Source organism: Mesorhizobium kowhaii (assembly GCF_042431665.1).
GTDB classification, from domain to species: Bacteria; Pseudomonadota; Alphaproteobacteria; order Rhizobiales; family Rhizobiaceae; genus Mesorhizobium; species Mesorhizobium kowhaii.
Genome location: NZ_JBHLYT010000001.1, coordinates 48,857 through 67,884, shown reverse-complemented (window position 1 = coordinate 67,884; position 19,028 = coordinate 48,857). Strand labels below are relative to the sequence as shown.

At 63.3% G+C, this 19,028-nt stretch carries 21 protein-coding genes; 2 read left to right on the top strand and 19 right to left on the bottom strand.

Features of this window, described 5'->3' with window-relative positions; all coding sequences use genetic code 11:
• Positions 1–18 precede the first annotated feature (18 nt).
• The 9 genes from ACFFNA_RS00355 to gcvA form a co-directional block, all read right to left on the bottom strand.
• The gene (locus ACFFNA_RS00355) at positions 19–1,605 is read right to left on the bottom strand and encodes an FGGY-family carbohydrate kinase (protein ID WP_378914717.1); all 1,587 of its coding nucleotides are present in this window, start codon (positions 1,603–1,605) and stop codon (positions 19–21) included.
• The gene (locus ACFFNA_RS00350) at positions 1,602–2,285 is read right to left on the bottom strand and encodes an HAD family hydrolase (protein WP_378914715.1); all 684 of its coding nucleotides are present in this window, start codon (positions 2,283–2,285) and stop codon (positions 1,602–1,604) included. Before ACFFNA_RS00350 ends, ACFFNA_RS00355 begins: the two co-directional genes overlap by 4 nt.
• Before the next feature lie 14 nt (positions 2,286–2,299).
• Positions 2,300–3,778: a mannitol dehydrogenase family protein gene (locus tag ACFFNA_RS00345; RefSeq protein ID WP_378914713.1), complete on the bottom strand. Its 1,479-nt coding sequence runs from the start codon at positions 3,776–3,778 to the stop codon at positions 2,300–2,302.
• Between the two features lie 162 nt (positions 3,779–3,940).
• Positions 3,941–4,711, bottom strand: a complete 771-nt coding sequence (locus tag ACFFNA_RS00340) for an L-iditol 2-dehydrogenase (protein WP_378914839.1) — start codon at positions 4,709–4,711, stop codon at positions 3,941–3,943.
• A gap of 2 nt (positions 4,712–4,713) precedes the next feature.
• Entirely contained in the window at positions 4,714–5,712 is a 999-nt protein-coding gene (locus tag ACFFNA_RS00335; RefSeq protein ID WP_378914711.1) for an ABC transporter ATP-binding protein, read from the bottom strand.
• 50 nt (positions 5,713–5,762) lie between these two features.
• Entirely contained in the window at positions 5,763–6,587 is an 825-nt protein-coding gene (locus ACFFNA_RS00330; RefSeq protein WP_378914709.1) for a carbohydrate ABC transporter permease, read from the bottom strand.
• A gap of 11 nt (positions 6,588–6,598) precedes the next feature.
• Positions 6,599–7,471 (bottom strand): carbohydrate ABC transporter permease, encoded by an 873-nt coding sequence (locus ACFFNA_RS00325; RefSeq protein WP_378914707.1) that lies wholly within the window; start codon positions 7,469–7,471, stop codon positions 6,599–6,601.
• Positions 7,472–7,593: 122 nt separating this feature from the next.
• On the bottom strand, positions 7,594–8,904 hold the full coding sequence (locus ACFFNA_RS00320; RefSeq protein ID WP_378914705.1) for an ABC transporter substrate-binding protein: 1,311 nt from the start codon (positions 8,902–8,904) through the stop codon (positions 7,594–7,596).
• A gap of 224 nt (positions 8,905–9,128) precedes the next feature.
• On the bottom strand, positions 9,129–10,034 hold the full coding sequence (gcvA, locus tag ACFFNA_RS00315; RefSeq protein ID WP_378914703.1) for a transcriptional regulator GcvA: 906 nt from the start codon (positions 10,032–10,034) through the stop codon (positions 9,129–9,131).
• 110 nt (positions 10,035–10,144) lie between these two features.
• On the opposite strand from gcvA, the gene ACFFNA_RS00310 reads away from it, so the two are divergent.
• Positions 10,145–10,330: a hypothetical protein gene (locus ACFFNA_RS00310; protein ID WP_378914837.1), complete on the top strand. Its 186-nt coding sequence runs from the start codon at positions 10,145–10,147 to the stop codon at positions 10,328–10,330.
• A gap of 67 nt (positions 10,331–10,397) precedes the next feature.
• On the opposite strand, the gene ACFFNA_RS00305 is transcribed toward ACFFNA_RS00310, so the two are convergent.
• A complete protein-coding gene (locus ACFFNA_RS00305; RefSeq protein ID WP_111545444.1) occupies positions 10,398–11,357 on the bottom strand; it encodes a sugar-binding transcriptional regulator in 960 nt (319 codons plus the stop codon).
• Between the two features lie 258 nt (positions 11,358–11,615).
• Between ACFFNA_RS00305 and ACFFNA_RS00300 the strand changes: the two genes are divergently transcribed.
• Positions 11,616–12,248, top strand: coding sequence for an HAD family hydrolase (locus tag ACFFNA_RS00300; protein WP_378914701.1), 633 nt, complete (start codon positions 11,616–11,618; stop codon positions 12,246–12,248).
• Between the two features lie 11 nt (positions 12,249–12,259).
• On the opposite strand, the gene ACFFNA_RS00295 is transcribed toward ACFFNA_RS00300, so the two are convergent.
• From ACFFNA_RS00295 to ureC, 9 genes are all read right to left on the bottom strand, one after another.
• Positions 12,260–13,027, bottom strand: coding sequence for a class II aldolase and adducin N-terminal domain-containing protein (locus ACFFNA_RS00295; protein ID WP_183446301.1), 768 nt, complete (start codon positions 13,025–13,027; stop codon positions 12,260–12,262).
• Positions 13,028–13,126: 99 nt separating this feature from the next.
• Entirely contained in the window at positions 13,127–13,768 is a 642-nt protein-coding gene (gene ureG / locus ACFFNA_RS00290; protein ID WP_111545153.1) for an urease accessory protein UreG, read from the bottom strand.
• Complete coding sequence (locus ACFFNA_RS00285) at positions 13,765–14,205, bottom strand: DUF3995 domain-containing protein (protein WP_378914699.1); 441 nt, start codon at positions 14,203–14,205, stop codon at positions 13,765–13,767. The genes ureG and ACFFNA_RS00285 overlap by 4 nt, the downstream gene beginning before the upstream one ends.
• Complete coding sequence (locus ACFFNA_RS00280) at positions 14,202–14,873, bottom strand: urease accessory protein UreF (protein WP_378914835.1); 672 nt, start codon at positions 14,871–14,873, stop codon at positions 14,202–14,204. The genes ACFFNA_RS00285 and ACFFNA_RS00280 overlap by 4 nt, the downstream gene beginning before the upstream one ends.
• Positions 14,866–15,465, bottom strand: a complete 600-nt coding sequence (gene ureE, locus ACFFNA_RS00275) for an urease accessory protein UreE (protein ID WP_378914697.1) — start codon at positions 15,463–15,465, stop codon at positions 14,866–14,868. The genes ACFFNA_RS00280 and ureE overlap by 8 nt, the downstream gene beginning before the upstream one ends.
• Positions 15,462–16,067, bottom strand: coding sequence for a glutathione S-transferase family protein (locus ACFFNA_RS00270; RefSeq protein ID WP_378914695.1), 606 nt, complete (start codon positions 16,065–16,067; stop codon positions 15,462–15,464). Before ACFFNA_RS00270 ends, ureE begins: the two co-directional genes overlap by 4 nt.
• A gap of 58 nt (positions 16,068–16,125) precedes the next feature.
• Entirely contained in the window at positions 16,126–16,710 is a 585-nt protein-coding gene (locus ACFFNA_RS00265; protein ID WP_378914693.1) for a hypothetical protein, read from the bottom strand.
• 35 nt (positions 16,711–16,745) lie between these two features.
• Entirely contained in the window at positions 16,746–17,180 is a 435-nt protein-coding gene (locus tag ACFFNA_RS00260) for a YfbO family protein (protein ID WP_378914691.1), read from the bottom strand.
• Between the two features lie 31 nt (positions 17,181–17,211).
• Complete coding sequence (ureC, locus tag ACFFNA_RS00255; RefSeq protein ID WP_378914689.1) at positions 17,212–18,924, bottom strand: urease subunit alpha; 1,713 nt, start codon at positions 18,922–18,924, stop codon at positions 17,212–17,214.
• Positions 18,925–19,028 lie beyond the last annotated feature (104 nt).

Genomic DNA, 19,028 nt, shown 5'->3' with positions numbered 1-19,028 from the left:
CGGATAGACCTCAGCGTCCTACCTGATCGCGTCCAGCATCTGCCGCTGCCGGTGCATCTCGAGGAAAACCTTGTAATCGCGGTCGAAACGGCCGGCCGATTTCGGGTTTGACGCGCGCGTCCTACCGCCCTGTTGCATGGCAAGACAGGCGGCGTTGAGGTCGGGGAAAAGCCCGGCCGCGGTTGCCGCGACCATGCCGGTGCCGAGCAACACCGCCTCGTCGGCCAGCGGCTCGATCACCGTGCAGCCGGTGGCGTCGGCATAGAGCTCCATCAAGAGCGGGTTCTTGGTGTGGCCGCCGGTGACATGCAGCGTGTCGATCAGGTAGCCATTCTCGTTCAGCGCCTCCAGCACATGCCGCACGCCGAGCGCGATGCCGACGGCGGTACGCCAGTAAAGCTTGCACAGGCTGTCGAAGGAGGAGTCCAGCGTCAGCCCGCTGACCACGCCGACGGCGTGCGGATCGGCGAGCGGCGAACGGTTGCCGTGGAAGTCGGGCAGCACATGCAGCCTTGCTGCGAGCGCCTCGCCTTCGGCGGCGCGCAGTTCGGCGACACGCCTGGCGATCTTGGCATGCATGGCGGCATCCGGCTCGCCGCCGGCGCCGTGCCAGCGGATGATGTGGTCGAGCAGGGCGCCGGTGGCGGACTGGCCACCTTCCGAGAGCCACAGCTTTGGCAGTGCCGCGCCATAGTAGGGGCCCCAGACCCCGGCGAAGGGCTGTGGATCGGGCGACATCGCCATGACGCAGCTCGACGTGCCGGCGATCAGCGCCAGATGCCGGCCAATGTCCTGTTGGTCGCCGGCAAAGCCGCCGAGCACACCAAGCGCGCCGGCATAGGCATCGATGACGCCGGCGCCGACCCGGCACTTTTCAGTCAGGCCGAGATCCGCGGCCGCCTGCGCCGTCAGCGGACCGATATCGGTGCCGACCGGACTGGCCCTCTCGGGCAGGTTCCCATGCGCGAAAAGATCGTCGAGGCCGACGATCTCGAAGAAATCGCGGCGCCAGCCAGTCTCTTCATGCGCCAGATAGGTCCATTTGGCGGTCAGCGTGCATTGCGAACGAGCCAGCGATCCGGTCGCTTGCCAAGCCAGGAAATCGGTCAGGTCGAATAAATAGCCGGCTTCATTCCACGTTTCAGGAAGGTTCCGCTTCAGCCACATCAGCTTCGGCGTCGCCATTTCCGGTGACATGACGCCGCCGACATAGTCGAGCACGGCATGGCTACTTGCCGTGCATTCGTCGGCCTCGGCAATGGCGCGGTGGTCGAGCCAGACGATGGTGTCCCAGCGCCTGTCGCCGGTGACCGAGACGCTGAGCTGGCCGCCTTGCCGGTCGCGCACGACCAGCGAACAGGTGGCGTCGAAGGAGATGCCGACGACATCCTCGGCGGCGACGCCGGCTTTTTCCCGCGCCGCACGCACGGCGGTGCAGACAGCCGACCAGATATCGCGCGAATCATGCTCGGCGTGATCGGGATTCGGCTGGTTCATGGCGATCGGCCGCTCGGCGCGGCCGAGCAATGTGCCCGTGGTGTCGAGAATGCCCGCACGAGCGCTCCCGGTGCCGACATCGACCGCGCAAACGAACTGTTTCGTCAAGATGCTCTTACTCTCGCTCCCAGGCCTGCAATCAGATCGGGCAATTGCAGCATGTCAGCGAATATAAAGTCCGGTTCACTCGACGCAAGCAGCGCTTTCAAGGTCGGGTTGCCGGCATGCGAGCCGCCGGTGAAGGCAAAGACGCGCATGCCCGCCGCCCGCGCAGCAGTGATGCCTGCCGGGCTGTCCTCGACGACGAGGCATTTGCGCGGATGGGCTCGCATGCTGGCGGCGGCATGGAGGAACAGGTCCGGTGCGGGCTTTCCCCTGGTCACCATCCCGGCGCTGAACAGATGCGGCTCCATCAGCCCAAGCAATCCGGTGACGTCGAGCGCGTAGCGGATGCGGTCGAGCGTGCCCGAGGACGCGACACAGAACGGCAGCCCGAGCCTCGGCAGCATCTCCTTGACGCCAGGGATCGGCTTCAGCTCTTCGCGAAACCTGCGCATCAGCTCGACGCGCATGTCGGTCAGATGGCTGTCGGTGATATGAAGTCCGAAGTCGCGGCCAAGGATCTCGCGCACGCTTTTCATGCTCTTGCCGAGGAAATGCTCGTAGGCGGCATCCTCGCCAATGCTGCCGCCGGCAAGCCGGATCATGCCAAGCAGCGCCGAGACGGAGAGCGCCTCGCTGTCGACCAGCACGCCATCGCAGTCGAAGATGACCAGTTCAGGCGTCATGGCGTCGAATGGTCTCAGAGCTCGCCGGCGAGGTAGCGCGTCAGCGTCGCGCGCGTGCCATTCGCCCACAGCACGTTGAGCGCATGGGCGAAGGCCTCGACAAACGCCGTGGCGCGGCCGACATCGCCATAGATGTCCTCCATGGCAAGCCAGGCGGCGGGGGCGTCCTTTGCCGCCTTTGCTGTCGCCTGCAGCCGGTCCCAGCTCGGGTCGTTGGGCTCGATGACGGCGCCGCTGTCCGTCGTGCCGAAGCAGTAGCGGCACCAAAGGGCTGATTCCAGCGCCAGGCCGGCGACGCCTTTTCCGGCCTTCAGCCTGTCGGCGATGGTCGGGATGATGAATTTGGGCTGGCGGTTGGAGCCATCGAGGCAAAGCCGGCGCACCGTGTCGCCGATCTTGGGATTGGAGAAGCGGCTCTCGATGAGCTGGTAGTAATCCTCCAGAACCGTGTCCGGCACCGGCGGCACGGTCGGAATGATTTCGTCATGCTCGAGCTTGTCGAGAAAGCCGCGCACCAGCGGCTCGTGCATCGCCTCATGGACGAAGTGGATGTCCATCAGACCGGCCGGATAGGCGATCGTCGCATGGCCACCATTGAGGATGCGGATCTTCATCAATTCGTAGGGCGCGACGTCCTTGACGAACTGCACGCCGACCTTTTCCAGCGGCGGGCGACCGTCGGTGAAATGGTCTTCCAGCACCCATTGCCGGAACGGCTCGCAGAACACCGGCCAGTTGTCCTCCAGCCCGAACTCGGTGGCCAGAATGCCGCGTTCGCGGTCCGTGGTGGCCGGCGTGATGCGATCGACCATGCCATTTGGAAAGGCGACATGCTCGCTGACCCAATTTGCCAGATCCTCGTCGATCAGCCGGGCAAGGCCGATGACGCCGTCGGAGGTGACATGGCCGTTGTGAGGAATGTTGTCGCAGGACATGACGGTGAACGGCACGATGCCGTCATCGCGCCGGCGGACCAACCCGGCGAGGATGATGCCGAACACCGTCTTCGGCGTCGCGCCCGCTTGCGCGTCGGCGACGATATCGGGATGGGTCGGGTTGAAGACACCGGAGGCCGGATCGATGAAGTAACCGCCTTCGGTGATGGTCAGCGAAACGATCTTGATGGCCGGGTCGGCGAGCCGCTCGATGATGCCGGCCGCATCGCCCGGCATCAGGAAGTCGATCATGACGCCGGTGACGCGGGCGCTCATATGGCCGCTGTCCTGTTCGACCACAGTGGTCAGCCAGTCCTGCTCTTGCAGTTTGCCGCGGCCGATCTTCTCGCCCTCGAACACCCCGGCGCCGACCAGCGCCCAGTCATGGCCGATGCCCGAATTGAACAGGTCGTCGAGATAGACGGCCTGGTGCGAGCGGTGGAAATTGCCGACGCCGAAATGCACGATGCCGGCCTTGAGCGCCGCGCGGTCATATTTCGGACCGGCGACCTTGGCGGGCAGCTTGGCGAGGTTTGAAGACGAGAGTTTCACGGTCATCTGATTTACCCTTTGGCCGGGCTTCGGCCTTCGTTACTCCCCTCTCTCCCGGTTTTTCACGGGGAGAGGGTTAGGGGTGGCACACCCTTCCGAGATCGATGCGCCCTTTGATGTCGGCCTCTGCTCCCCGCGGAGGGACGAGGAGCAGAGGCCGTCCCCGCCTCAACTCATCCACTGGCCGCCATCAACATTGTAGGTCTGGGCGACGATGTATTCGGCGTCGCTGCTGGCGAGAAAGACCGCCATGCCGGTAAGATCCTGCGCCGTGCCCATGCGGCCATACGGCACCGCCTCGCCGACCAGTTTCTTCTTCTCGCCCTTCGGCCGGTTTTCATACTTGGCAAACAGCGAATCGACGTGATCCCAGTGCTCGCCGTCGACGACACCAGGGGCAATCGCGTTGACGTTGATGCGATGCTTGATCAGGTCGAGCCCCGCCGACTGGGTCAGCGAGATGACGGCGGCCTTGGTGGCGCAATAGACGCCGACGAGCGCCTCGCCGCGCCGCCCCGCCTGGCTCGCCATGTTGATGATCCTGCCGCCCTTGCCCCGCGCGATCATCGAGCGAGCGGCGGCCTGCAGCATGAACAGCGTGCCGGCGACATTGACGGAAAACAATTTGTCGTAGCTTGCCTTGGTGATCTCGACGATCGGTGCCAGGTCGAACAGGGCGGCGTTGTTGATCAGGATGTCGAGGCCACCGGTCTTCGTCTCGACGGCTTTCACCGCCGCCTCGATGGAGGCGAGGTCGGTGACGTCGAGCTTGACCGCATAGGCCTTGCCGCCGATCTCGGCGGCCGTCTTCTGCGCAGCCTCGAGATTGATGTCGGCAATGGCAACGGTGGCGCCTTCGCCGGCATAGGCTTCGGCGAAGGCTCTGCCGATGCCACGGGCCGAACCCGTGATCAGCGCGGATTTGCCGGCCAGGCGCATGCTCACATAGCCTTCCCGTCGGCACCGAAGCGATGCAGCTTGGCCTTGTCGGGCGTCAGATAGATGGTGTCGCCGTGACGGACGGCGAGTTCGCCGTCGGCGCGCACCGTCAGCGGACCGACGCCATCGGCCTGGACATGCAGGAAGGTGTCGGAGCCGAGATGCTCGGCAACGCCGACGATGGCTTTCCATTCGCCCGCCGTGGTCGAAATCTCCATATGCTCGGGACGGATGCCGATGGTCTTGGCGCTGTATTTGGCCGACGGCGCCCCTTCGATCAGGTTCATCTTCGGCGAGCCGATGAAGCCGGCGACGAACAGGTTCTTCGGCGTCTTGTAGAGTTCCATCGGCGAGCCGACCTGCTCGATGTTGCCGGCGTTCAGCACGACGATCTTGTCGGCCATGGTCATGGCTTCGACCTGGTCATGGGTGACGTAGACCATCGTCGTCTTGAGCTGATGATGCAACTCGCTGATCTCCAGCCGCATCGTGCCGCGCAGGGCGGCGTCGAGGTTGGACAGCGGTTCGTCGAACAGGAAGGCCGAGGGCTGGCGCACGATGGCGCGACCGATGGCGACGCGCTGGCGCTGGCCGCCCGAGAGCTGTCCTGGCTTGCGTTCGAGATAGTTGGTGAGATTAAGGATGCGCGCCGCGTCCTTGACCTTCCTGTCGATGGTCGCCTGGTCCTCGCCCGCCATCTTCAGCGGGAAGGCGATGTTCTTTCCCACCGTCATATGCGGGTAGAGCGCGTAGGACTGGAACACCATGGCCAGCTTGCGCTTGGCCGGCGCTTCACCGGTGACGTCGCGGCCATCGATGTTGATGGTGCCGCCGCTGGTGTCCTCCAGCCCGGCGATCAGCCGCAGCAGCGTTGACTTGCCGCAACCCGACGGACCGACGAAGACGACGAACTCGCCATTTTCGATCACCAGGTCGAGGCCGGGGATGATGGACGTCGATCCAAAGGATTTGGAGACGTTCTTGAGCGTGATGTTTCCCATGGTTTCCTCCCCGAGGGGTTATTTCTGCCGATTGCTTCGGGCAATTTCTGTTACTTCACCGCACCAAATGTCAGGCCGCGCACCAGCTGCTTCTGGCTGAACCAGCCCATGATCAGGATCGGCGCGATGGCCAGCGTGGAGGCGGCCGAAAGCTTGGCCCAGAACAACCCTTGAGGACTCGAGAAGGAGCTGATGAAGGCGGTCAGCGGAGCGGCTTCCGTGGTGGTCAGCCGGATCGTCCAGAACGCTTCGTTCCAGGCCAGGATGATGTTCAAGAGCATCGTCGAGGCGATGCCCGGTACCGCCATCGGTGTCAGCACATAGATGATCTCGTTCCACAGCGAAGCGCCGTCCATGCGCGCCGCTTCGAGGATCTCGCCCGGGATTTCGCGGAAGTAGGTGTAGAGCATCCACACCACGATCGGCAGGTTGATCAGCATCAGCATGACCATCAGGCCGATGCGGCTGTCGAGCAGTCCGAGGTTGCGGAAGATCAGGTAGATCGGGAACAGCACGGCGACCGCCGGCATCATCTTGGTGGATAGCATCCACATCAGGATGTCCTTGGTCCACTTGCCCGGCGAGAAAGCCATCGACCATGCGGCCGGTATGGCGACCAGCAAGGCCAGGATGGTCGAGCCCACCGACAGGAACACCGAGTTCAGGAAGAACTTGAAGTAGCCGCTCTGCGCCTGAACCTCGGTGTAACTCTCAAACGTCCCCGACGGGATCAGGTTGAAGCCCAGGATGGCTTCCTGCTCCGACTTGAACGAGGTGATGATCGTATAGAGGATCGGGAAGAAGATCAGCAGCGCGACGATCCAGGCGGCAACGGTCGCGATTGTCTTGTGCTGGGTGGTGACTGAGCGTGCCATCGTATCCTCCCTTACTTGTCCAGGTTCTTGCCGACGGCGCGCATGGCGAAGAAGGCAACGATGTTGGCGAGAATGACAGCGATGATGCCGCCGGCGGATGCCTGGCCGATTTTGAACTCCAGCAAGGCCTTCTGGTAGACGAGGAAGGGCAGGTTGGTGGAGGCGTATCCAGGGCCACCATTGGTGGTGACGAGGATCTCGGCATAGACCGACAAAAGGAAGATCGTCTGGATCAGGATGACGACGGTGATGGCGCGCGACATGTGCGGCAGCGTCAGATAGATGAAGCGGCTGATGAAGCCGGCGCCGTCCATCTCGGCGGCCTCTTTCTGCTCGCCGTCGAGCGACTGCAGCGCGGTCAAGAGGATCAGCGTCGCGAAGGGCAGCCACTGCCAGGCGACGATGATGATGATCGCCGTCATCGGATGCTGCCCGAACCAGTCGATCGGCTGGCCGCCGAAGAAGCGCGCGATGTCGGCAAAGACCCCGTATTGCGGGTGCATGATCATGTTCTTCCAGACCAATGCGGCCACCGGCGGCATGACGAAGAACGGCGAGATGACGAGGATTCGGACAATGCCTTGTCCCCACATCGGCTGATCGATCAGCAGGGCCAGCAGGATGCCGCCGATCACCGTGATCAACAGCACGCTGATCACCAGCGTAAGCGTGTTGAGGATCGATTGCAGGAAGGCCGGGTTTGAATAGAACAGCGCGTAGTTCGAGAAGCCGACGAACCCGTCGCGGATCGGATTGAGCGGGTTGTACTGCTGGAAGGAGAACCACAGCGTGAGCGCCAGTGGAATAACCATCCAGACCAGCAGCAGGACGACAGATGGCGCCATCATGAAACGGGCAAGCGAACGGGTCTGCTGAGTAGCCATGACGGTCACCCTTCAATGGTCAGACTGAATTTTCAAGAGCCTTCAAAGGCGGCCGCCCGAACTGGGACTCGGGCGGCCGTTGCCGGTCAAGGAGTCGACCGGCATTCGGCACCGGGAGGAGCCTACTTGATATACCCGCCTTCGGTCATTGTCGCGGTGGCGGCGTCCTGAGCCTGCTTCAAGGCATCGTCGACGCTCGACTGGCCGGCAAGAGCCGCCGAGAAGAGCTGGCCGACAGTGGTGCCAAGGCCCTGGAACTCAGGGATGGCGACGAACTGGACGCCGACATAGGGCACCGGCTTGACGGTCGGATGCGTCGGGTCGGCGGCATTGATCGAGTCCAGCGTCATCTTGGCGAACGGAGCCGCCTTCTGGTACTCGGCATTGGCGTAGAGCGAGGAGCGCGTGCCGGGAGGAGCATTGGCCCAGCCTTCCTTCGAGGCGACCAGTTCGGCATAGTGCTTGCTGGTTGCCCAGGAGACGAACTTCTCGGCGGCATCTGCCTTCTGCGTGCCGGCGGGAATGGCCAGCGACCAGGCCCACAGCCAGTTGCCGCGCTTGCCCAGGCCAGTGTCGGGCGCCAGCGCATAACCGACCTTGTCGGCGACAGTGGAGTTCTTCGGGTCTGAAACGAATGATGCGGCGACGGTGGCGTCGATCCACATGCCGCACTTGCCCTGCTGGAACAGCGCCAGGTTTTCGTTGAAGCCGTTGGAGGACGCGCCCTCGGGGCCGTCGGCCTTCATCAGGTCAACATAAAACTGCAGCGTGTTCTTCCATTCGGGCTGATCGAATTGCGGCTTCCAGTTCTCGTCGAACCAGCGTGCGCCGAAGGAGTTCGACATGGCAGTCAGGAAGGCCATGTTCTCGCCCCAGCCGGCCTTGCCGCGCAGGCAGACGCCGTTCACGCCATTGGCGCGGTCGGTCATCTTGTCGGCGGCCTGCTTGATGAAGTCCCAGGTCGGCGCGTCGGGCATCTTCAGCCCGGCCTTGTCCATCAGGTCCTTGCGGTACATGACGAAGGAGCTTTCGCCGTAGAAGGGCGCGGCATAGAGCTTGCCGTCAACCGAAAGACCGCCGGCGATGGCCGGGATGATGTCCTTGGCGTCATAGTCGTCGCCGAGCTTGTCGAGCGGCAGAAGCCAGCTCTGCTTGGCCCAGATCGGAACTTCATAGGTGCCGATGGTCATCACGTCATACTGGCCGCCCTTGGTGGCGATGTCGGTGGTGACGCGCTCGCGCAACACGTTTTCTTCGAGCGTGACCCAGTTGAGCTTGATGTCCGGATTGGCCTTGGTGAAGTCGTCGGTCAGCTTCTGCATGCGGACCATATCGCCATTGTTGACGGTGGCGATGGTGATGGATTCGGCATGTGCGGCGAACGCAAGAGCGCTGGCCGACAACAAGCCCAGGGTGAGCGTGCGAAGTTTCATCAAATTCCTCCCATAAACCAAGATGAGCATTTGCCTTGGCTTTGAGCAATTACTCACCTGGCGTCAATTATGTCAAGCCGGATTCGATGCTGCAGCGCAGCACTGGGTGATGCCGATGGACAATGGGGGTGCGAGAAAATTGCCAAGCCAACTTCGCCGGCCGCCTTGTATTCAGGCGACAGGACAGAAGGTCGGCAGGATCGGCTTGCCGGAGGGCTTGCCTGTCAGCAGGCGATCTCAGTCAGCAGCCAGTCGCGGAAGGCGCGGATTTTCGGCACGTTGCGGCGCGCTTCCGGATAGACCAGCCAATAGGCGTGGCCATCGTCGCCAACCAGCTCGAAAGGCTGGATCAGGCGGCCGTCGGCGAGCTCCGCCTTGAACAGCGCCCGGGTCAGGATCGCCACGCCATGACCGGCGATGGCCGCATTGGCCTCATAGGCCTGCGCGCCCATGCTGCTGCCGGGTCGTCTGGCGAGGTCGTGCGAGTTGACGCCGGCAGCCGAAAACCACTCCGTCCACCAGATGTCGCCGGGATCGAGGATCGGCAGCCGCAACAGGTCGGCCGGCTCGTTGACGCCGCCGATGCTTGCCGCGAGCTTCGGGCTCATCATCGGCGTGAAATCTGCATCGAGCAGCTTGTGCGCCTCCAGGCCCGGCCATTTGCCGCCGCCCGAACGGATGGCGATATCGACATCCTCGCGGGCGAAGTCGGTCAGGCGGCTCGACGTCTCGAGCCGAACGGCAAGTGCGGGATGAGCGATCTGGAACGAGCCCAGCCGATGCGCCAGCCAGTTCGAGGCAAAAGTCAGCACGGTGGTGACGCACAGCAACCCGTCGGCACCGGCGCGCGCCGCGGCATAGGCCTGGCCAAGAATGGCGAAGGCCTCGCCGACAGCAGGCGCCAGGCGCTGTCCAGCCTCGGTCAGTGCGATCTGTCGCGGCCGCCGCAGGAACAGCGCGGCACCGACACGCTCCTCCAGCACCTTGATTTGATAGCTCACCGCCGCTTGTGTCATGCCGAGTTCCTCGGCGGCCTTGGTGAAGGAAAGATGCCGCGCCACCGCGTCGAACACCCTGATCGCTTGCAGCGGCGGGAGTTGGGAAAGCTGTCGCGAGCTGAGGTCAGGCATAAGGCCTCCTTATGGGCCATGATCGATGTTCGATTGGCAAAGCCGGCCGGCAAGACCGACATTCAGTGTCAACCCGTCATTGGGGTTCAGGATAGCGAAGGTTGACGATCATGACCATGGCGCAGCAAAAGTGCACTCCCGCTCCAGATCATCGCTGGATTTCGTGGCTCACGGATGGATTTGGCTGGTTCGCGATAAAAAGGAAGGCGCATCTCGACATCAGGGACCTGTCGCCGCATCTGCAGCGCGATCTCGGCTTCCTCGATGGCAACGACCCTTTCGGGCGGGGAAAATAACCCGGCTGACTTTCTATCAAAAATTGGTGGCGACGCCGCTACATCCAGCAAGCAACAGGGGTTCGGATCAGATGCTGGCCAGCAGGGCAGCGGCCGTCCGCTCATCGGTGATGAGGCCGTTGATCAGCCGCCGGTTGGCGGCCGCCAGGATGCCCGGCAGTTTGCGTTCGCCCATCGCCAGTGCAATTACCAGTGACTTTTCGCGCGACGGCAGCGATGCCGACGACACCCGGTCGTTGGTGATGCCCTCGATCATGCGGCCTTCGCGATCGAACACCCAGCCGACGATTTCGGCGATGCCGCCGGCCTTCTGCAGCGCCTTCAATTCGCTCTCCGAAATGAAACCGTCCTCATAGAGCGGCGCCTTGGGACCGAGGTCGCCAATGCCGATGAAGGTGACGTCTGCCTCCGCGGCCAGCGCCAGCGTCGGCTGGATCATCGGCTGGTTGAGCAGCATCTCGCGCTCCTCCGGCGAAGAGGCGATGACCGGCAGCGGCATCGGGAAGGATCGCGCCTTGACCCTGTCGGCCATGGTGAAGATGACGTTGTAGAAGGCGGCCGAGCCGTCCGGCGAGATGTTGCCGGTCAAGGACACCACCTTGTGCTGCGGGCATTCCATCGGCGGCAGCTGTTCGATCGCCGCTTTCAGCGTACGCCCGGTGCCGATCGCCATGACGATTGGGGTCGGCGAGCGCAGCCGCCGCTCGATCTCGGCGGCGGCCGCCTCGGCGATGCCGATCGTGGTGGAGGATGAATTGGGATCGCTCGGCACCACCTCGACCAGATCGAGCGCGAAGCGCGATCTCAACCGTGCCGCCAGATCGAGGCAGTTGGCGATCGGATGGTCGACACGCACCTTGATCAAGCCTTCCGACACCGCCAGAGACACCAGCCGCTGCGCCGTCTGCCGCGAGATGCCGAGCGTGGTGGCGATCTGGTCCTGCGTGTTGCCGGCAACATAATAAAGCCAGCCGGCGCGCGCCGCGTCGTCCAGCCTGTTGCTGCCGCCATCCTGCCGGGTATTCACGTCCTGCCTCCCGAAACCGCCGGTCATGAGCGCGGTCCGCTTCTACTCTTGCAGGGAACGGCCCGCTGCGCAATTGTCAATCTTCGAGGGCAATTGCTTGCACGCACTGGCCCGCATGCTGCACGGATTTCCTTCTCCGAGAATGAATGCGCCTGAGAAAGACAAGCGGTTTCAGTTCTAACAGGTGGCACGTTCTGCGATCCCGAAGGTTTATCTCCCTGCGTAAACCCTTTAAGGGATCGCAAAAAGGAGCCTTGCATGACGCTGAAAGCGGTTTTCTGGGATATGGACGGCACGCTGGTCGACAGCGAACCGCTGCACGAGGCCGCCCTGGTGGCGGCGATGCGCAATGTCGGCCTCGTCCCGCCGGCCAACCTGCATGAGCGGGTGCTCGGCGTTGCTGCCTGGCCGGTCTATGAGATGATGCGCGACGAGTTCGGCCTGGACCTGCCGTTCGACGACTGGATCATGCGCAAATACGAGCACTATCTGCCGCTGGTCGAGCGCTTGCAGCCACGTCCCGGCGCGATCGAGATCTTCAACGAGCTGCGGGCAAAGGGCGTGGCGCAGGCCGTGGTGTCGAATTCGGACCGGATGATCGTCGACGCCAATCTGCGCATGGTCGGCCTCACTTATCCCGGCATGAAGACGATCAGCCGCAACGACGTGCGCGAAGGCAAGCCGCACGCCGAACCGTTCCTGCGCGCCGCGTATCTCGCTGGCGTCAATCCCACGCAAGCCGTGGCCATCGACGACAGCTGGCCGGGCGCCATGGCAGGGCTGGCGGCGGGCATGACAACGATCTTCTGGCCGGAAGTGCCGATGGCTGGCCCGCCCGGTGCTATCGTCATTAACAGCGCCGAGGAATTGCGCGTCCAACTCGGGCTTTAGCTTTCAGGCAATCAATTCCGGTAGACCGGTTCCTGCTCGTCGAGGATCGCCTTCAGCTCGCTGAGATGGCGTTCGGCCTGGCCGGGATAGTCGTCCATTTCGCTCGCCGCCTTCTCGGCGATCGCGTCGGACAGCGTGCGCAGCGGGCGCCCGGTCCACAGCGCCTTGATGTAGGTCTCGGCGGCACGCTCGAAATAGAACATGCGGTTGAACGCATCGGCGACCGTATCGCCGATGACCAGCACGCCATGATTGCCCATCACCATCACCTTGACCTTGGGATCGACGAGAAGCTGCGAGCAGCGTTCGCCCTCTTCCTCGAAGGCCAGCCCGCCATAATGGGCGTCGACGACATGGCGGTTGAAGAACATCGCCGAATTCTGGTCGATCGGCGGCAAGGTCGAATCGGCGAGCGATGCCAGTACCGTGGCATGGATCGAATGGACATGCATGACGCAGCGCGCGTGGCGGACATTGCGATGGATGGCGCCGTGCAGCCCCCACGCCGTCGGATCGGGCGCGTTCGGGCCGGAGAGGGTGTCGGGATCGTTGGCGTCGATCATCAGCAGGTCGCTCGCCTTGATGCGCGAGAAATGCACCTGGTTGGGGTTCATCAGGAACTGTGTGCCGTCGTCGTTGACCGCCAGCGAAAAATGATTGGCCACTGCCTCGTGCATGTTGAGCCGCGCCGTCCAGCGAAAGGCACAAGCGAGATCGACGCGCTCTTCGTAGAAGGGCAGGTTGGTCAGCGTTTCCTTTTGCAGGCGGGCGATGCTCATCGAAGACACTCCGTGAAAGAGGCGAGAATGCCGCGACCAGCCGAGGCTCGCAACCGCTTTCGCTTGGTGCAGAGACCTGCCGGACGCCGATGTTCTTGCCTACGCTGCCGTGCTGGTGGTGGCGCCGGCCCGCAGGCCGCCATGCTCGACGATGAAGTCGATCACCTCCTGCAGTCCCTTGCCGCGCGACAGGTCGGTGAAGCCGAACGGCCGCTTGCCGCGCATGCGGCCGGCGTCGCTCTCCATGACATCGAGATTGACGTTCACATAAGGCGCCAGATCGCTCTTGTTGATGACCAGGAAATCGGAGCGGGTGATCGCCGGCCCGCCCTTGCGCGGGATCTCTTCGCCCTGGCACACCGAGATGACATAGAGCGTCAGGTCGGCGAGATCAGGCGAGAAGGTGGCGGCGAGGTTGTCGCCACCGGATTCGATGAAGACGATGTCGAGATCGGGGAATTTCTTGTTCATCTCGGCGATCGCCTGCAGATTGATCGAGGCATCCTCGCGGATCGCGGTATGCGGGCAGCCACCGGTCTCGACACCCATGATGCGATCCTCCGGCAGCGCCTGCAGCCTCGCCAGCATCATGGCGTCTTCCTTGGTGTAGATGTCGTTGGTCACGACGGCGATCGAGAATTCGTCGCGCAGCGCCTTGCACAGCTTTTCGGTCAGCGTCGTCTTGCCCGAACCGACCGGACCGCCAATGCCGACGCGCAGCGGGCCATTTTTCTGTGTCATGCGGGAAACTCCGTGATGGCGAGGATGGCAAAGCCGAGCCCGATCAATAGGCACAGCGGCGAGTAATAGCGCAGGTCAAGCCGCGCGAAAGGCTGTTCCGGCGCCAGCCGTCGCCACCATGGCGTGAAGCCGGCGATGCCGCGCCCCAGGAACACCAGCCCGATGAGCAGCGAGGTGGCGGCAAGGCCTTGCTTGGGAAAGGGCGAGGCAAAGACGCCTTCAAGCGCCAGCGGCCACAGCGTCGCCAGACAGAGGCACGCCGCAACCGCGAAACTGGCGAACGGCGTCGGCATTTCATCGACGCCGCGAAAGCCGACGACGGCGCGGGCGCAGGAGGCCGCATCCTTGCCCGGCCAGATGCCGCCGATGCCCCAATAGACATGCAGCGCGGTGATCAGCAGCAGGACGGTTGAAAGCGCGAAGGCGAGAAGGATCATGAACGGAACAATCGCGAATACTGGGTTTCGTGCTTCATCGCCATGACGTCGGAGACAAAGGCGCAGCCGCCGAGATCATCCAATGTCGAGCGCGCGGCGCGGCCGGCAGTCGACAACGCCAGCGGCTCGAAGCCGGCAAGCAGCGCGGTCGCTCCGCTCTGGCCGACGACGCCGAGCCGGATCGCCGCCTGGACGAGGTTGGAGAAGAAGGCCTGCAGGAAGGCGGACAATGCGTCCTGAAGCGCGATGCCGTTGCCGCCGGCAACGGCGCCGACGGCGACGCAATAGGCGCATTCGGCGGGCAGGCGTTCCAGCACAGGGTTGGGCCAGGCCGCCGCCGCTTTCAGGAAGGCGGCGCCTTGCAGCATGGTCTCGGTGTGGCGTTCGCGCGAGCCGGCGAGCGCTTCGGCAAGTGCCGCAATCTCGTCGAGATCACCGGCCGCGCGTGCGCGGCGCCAGCCCTCAGCGAACAGCACTGCATCGTTCCAGCCCGAGCCCATCTCGACCAGCGTTTCCAGCCAGTCGGCGAGGTTTTTCGCATCGACAATCAGCCCGTCATGCACCGCGCGCTCGAGGCCGTGGCTGTAGGAAAAGCCGCCGACCGGAAAGGCCGGCGACAGCCACGCCATCAGTCGCAGCAGGGCGATGTTCGAAGGCCGGTCAGTCATGATCGTGGTGGTGGCCAGCGTGACTGTGCGAATGGGAATGCGACTCGCCATGGCTGTGCGCTTCACCATGGCTGTGTGCATGCGCCTCGGCATGCGCATGGCCGTGATCATGGCTGTGCCCACTATGGGCGGAATAGGCGCCGCGCACCGGCTTGAACGGCTCGGAGACATCGGTCACCGTGGCGCCCAGCCCCTCCAGCATCGCCTTGATGACATGATCGCGCAGGATGAGGATGCGCCCGGCCTCGATGCTTGCGGCGAGATGACGGTTGCCGATATGCCAGGCGAGTTCGGCCAGATGCACGGCGTCGCGAGCGCGGATATCATGGACATCTTCCGGCGCCGCGATGATCTCGATATGGCCGCCATCTTCCAGCACCAGCCGGTCGCCGTCGTTCAGGGCAACGGGCTCGGGCAGGTCGACCAGCACCTTGCTGCCGTCGGCAAGTGCGATGGCCCGGCGGCGCAGATGCCGCTCGTCATGGGCGAGAACGGCACGACCGGATGGCGCGATGGTTCCGGCATTGCCGGCGGTCAGCACCGAGACGGCACGCGGGAATTTGGTGAAGTCGGTGCGGATGTCGAGTTTCATTTCATGGATCCCCCACTAGCCTGCGCCCTTGCACGGGCAGGCCGCGCCAGCACGCGGTTGAAATAGGCGTTGACGCGCTCGGATTCGATCGGAAACCGCCCGGCGCGGGCCCAGCCGCCCATATCGCCGAGCAGCACGTCGACGGCCGAAAACCGGTCGCCCAATGCAAAGGGCTTGTCGCCCAGTCGCCGGTCCAGCGCCTTGAGCTCCGAGGCAAAGTCATGAGCGGCCGCGGGGCCAACATCGACCCGCACCTCCTTCGGCAGCAGGAAGCGATGGCGCAGCTTGTTCCACAATGGTGCTTCGAATTCCGATTGAGCAAAATGCATCCAGGAATCCATCTCGGCGCGGCCGGAAAGGCCGGGGTTTGCGCCCATGCCCTTGTCCGCGTGCTTGTCGGCGAGATAGACGCAGATCGCCGCCGAATCCGTCACCGTCAGCTCGCCGTCGATCAGGATCGGCACCTTGCCGGAGGGGTTGAGCGCATAGGCTTCCGGTGAGCGCAACTTGACCTCGACGAATTCATAGGGCTGCCCGAGTTCCTCGAGCATCCAGAGAACGCGGCTGACCCGGGATCCACGCGATCCGACGGCCTTGTACATGCGCAAACCTGCCTTTCCCGAGCAGCTTAGATGATCCCTGACACCATCCCAATGGCGCTCAAACGATCGTGTCGAAGAGCCGCAGGATGAACGATATCTGATAGACGAGTGCGGTCGCGACAAAGGCGATGTGGAAGCGGCGGTCGCGCACCAGTATCGCGGCGATGCACAGCGCGACGAAGACCGGCGTGCGGAACAGGTATTCGTTGCCGAAGCGGGCGAAATGCTCCGGTCCCTTCAACAACGTGTCGACCACGTCGAGCAGATAGGTCGCCGCCAGCAGGCCGAAAAACCAGGCCCGGCGCGAATAGAAGAAATCCTCGTAGCTGGTGTAGTCCAGCATCGAATCCGGAAACAAAAGCGCGCAGAGCAGGAACAGCGTGATCGCATAGAAGATGATGAACAGGTACTTGCCAAAGGTCCAGGTCTCGATGGCGTAGAGGCCGAATTCCCACCACCAGAAATGCACCAGCATCAAGAGCACCGAACCGACCCAGGCCAGATGCACCGGATAGAGCCGGTACTGGCCGGGATGCTGGACGATGCGCGCCAGCCCCGACAGCAGGCGGGTGCCGATCACCATGCCCATGACGATGCGGATATGCGGGAAGATATCGTGTGGAGAGGCTATTTCGGTGGCCATGCCTGGTTCTATGAGCTGCTTCGACAGATGCAGCTTCAATCATACCAGAGCCATAGCTTTCGGAAACCGGGAGGAATCTCAATCTTCTCGGCAGGCAGGTGATCTACGTCTCCCTCCCATGTGTCGTCCGGCTCAAAGCCAGACGGCAGCCAACCAATCACATCGTCTTCGCTCGCTCGTGTGATGACGACGACCTTGTCCGAGAAGGGCCATTCCTTGGTATCGCACTGGGTGATTGCTATCCGAACGTCGTGGACTTCGGGTTTGTCTCGTATCGACTTAAATGCAACCAGGACCATGTCATTGTCAGGGGCCTCATGGCTGTTGCACAAGAGTCCAGCTTCCCCTTCGGCTCCGTCAAAATACTGCTCCAGCGTAATCAGTGGCATAGTGAGTGGAGTAACGCCGCCATTATACGCTTCCACCGGCCCCATTCTCGAAATCAGGGCTGCTTTCTTCTGTTCGTCCATGGTGCGTCCAGATGCGTTGTAGGACCCGACCCTAAAACAGAAAATACCGTTGCGCCATCGGCAGCACTGTCGCCGGTTCGCAGGTCAGCAACTCACCGTCGGCGCGGACCTCGTAGGTCTCGGGATCGACCTCGATATGCGGCGTGGCGTCGTTGAGCACCATCGAATGCTTGCCGATGCCGCCGCGGGTATTTTCGACGGCGACGAACTGCTTGTCGACGCCGAGCCTGCCATGCAGCCCCGACTCGAGCGCCGCCTTGGAGACGAAGGTCACCGACGAATTGGTCCTGGCCTTGCCATAGGCGCCGAACATTGGCCGGTAGTGCATCGGCTGCGGCGTCGGAATCGAGGCGTTGGGGTCGCCCATCGGGGCTGCGGCGATCATGCCGCCGATCAGCACCATGTCCGGCTTGACGCCGAAGAAGGCCGGGTTCCACAGCACGAGGTCGGCACGCTTGCCGACCGCGATCGAGCCGATGTCCTTCGACAGGCCGTGCGCGATGGCCGGATTGATGGTGTATTTGGCGATGTAGCGGCGGACGCGGAAATTGTCGTTGTTGCCGGTTTCCTGCGGCAGCGAGCCGCGCTGCCGCTTCATCTTGTCGGCGGTCTGCCAGGTGCGGATCGCCACCTCGCCGACGCGGCCCATGGCTTGGCTGTCCGACGAGATGATCGAGAAGGCGCCGATATCGTGCAGGATGTCTTCCGCCGCGATGGTCTCCTTGCGGATGCGGCTTTCGGCAAAGGCGATGTCCTCGGGGATCGACGGCGACAGATGATGGCAGACCATCAGCATGTCGAGATGCTCGGCCAGCGTGTTGACCGTGTAAGGCCGGGTCGGATTGGTCGAGGACGGGATGACGTTGGGCAGGCCGCAGACCTTGATGATATCGGGCGCATGGCCGCCGCCGGCACCCTCGGTGTGGAAGGCATGGATGGTGCGGCCCTTGATGGCGGCGACAGTGTTTTCGACAAAGCCGGACTCGTTCAGCGTGTCGGTGTGGATCATCACCTGCACGTCGTAATCGTCGGCGACCGACAGGCAGCAGTCGATGGCCGCCGGCGTCGTGCCCCAGTCCTCGTGCAGTTTCAGCGAACAGGCGCCGCCCAGCACCATTTCCTCGAGTGCCGCGGGCAGCGAAGCGTTGCCCTTGCCCGACAGGCCGATGTTCATCGGGAAGGCATCGAAGGACTGGATCATGCGGGCCATGTGCCATGGTCCCGGCGTGCAGGTGGTCGCCAGCGTGCCATGCGCCGGGCCGGTGCCGCCGCCGAGCATGGTGGTGATGCCGCTCATCAGCGCTTCCTCGATCTGCTGCGGGCAGATGAAGTGGATATGCGCGTCGAAGCCGCCGGCAGTCAGGATCTTGCCCTCGCCGGCAATGATCTCGGTGCCGGGGCCGATGATGATGGTGACGCCATCCTGGGTGTCCGGATTGCCGGCCTTGCCTATTGCCGCGATGCGGCCGTCGCGCAGGCCGATATCGGCCTTGAAGATACCGGCGCTGGCATCGACCACCAGCGCGTTGGTGATGACGGTGTCGACCGCGCCTTGCGCACGTGACACCTGGCTCTGGCCCATGCCGTCGCGGATCACCTTGCCGCCGCCGAATTTCACCTCCTCGCCGTGGATGGTGAAATCCTTCTCGACCTCGATGAACAATTCGGTGTCGGCAAGCCGGACCTTGTCGCCCACCGTCGGGCCATACATCTGAGCATAGGCGGCGCGGGTAATTCTGGCCATCAGCGATTGCTCCCGAAATGCGGCTTGCCAAAATGCGGTTTGCCAAAATGCCGTTGGATTGAAGCCCGGCTGCACATTGTCGCCATCCAATGGTCACGCAATGA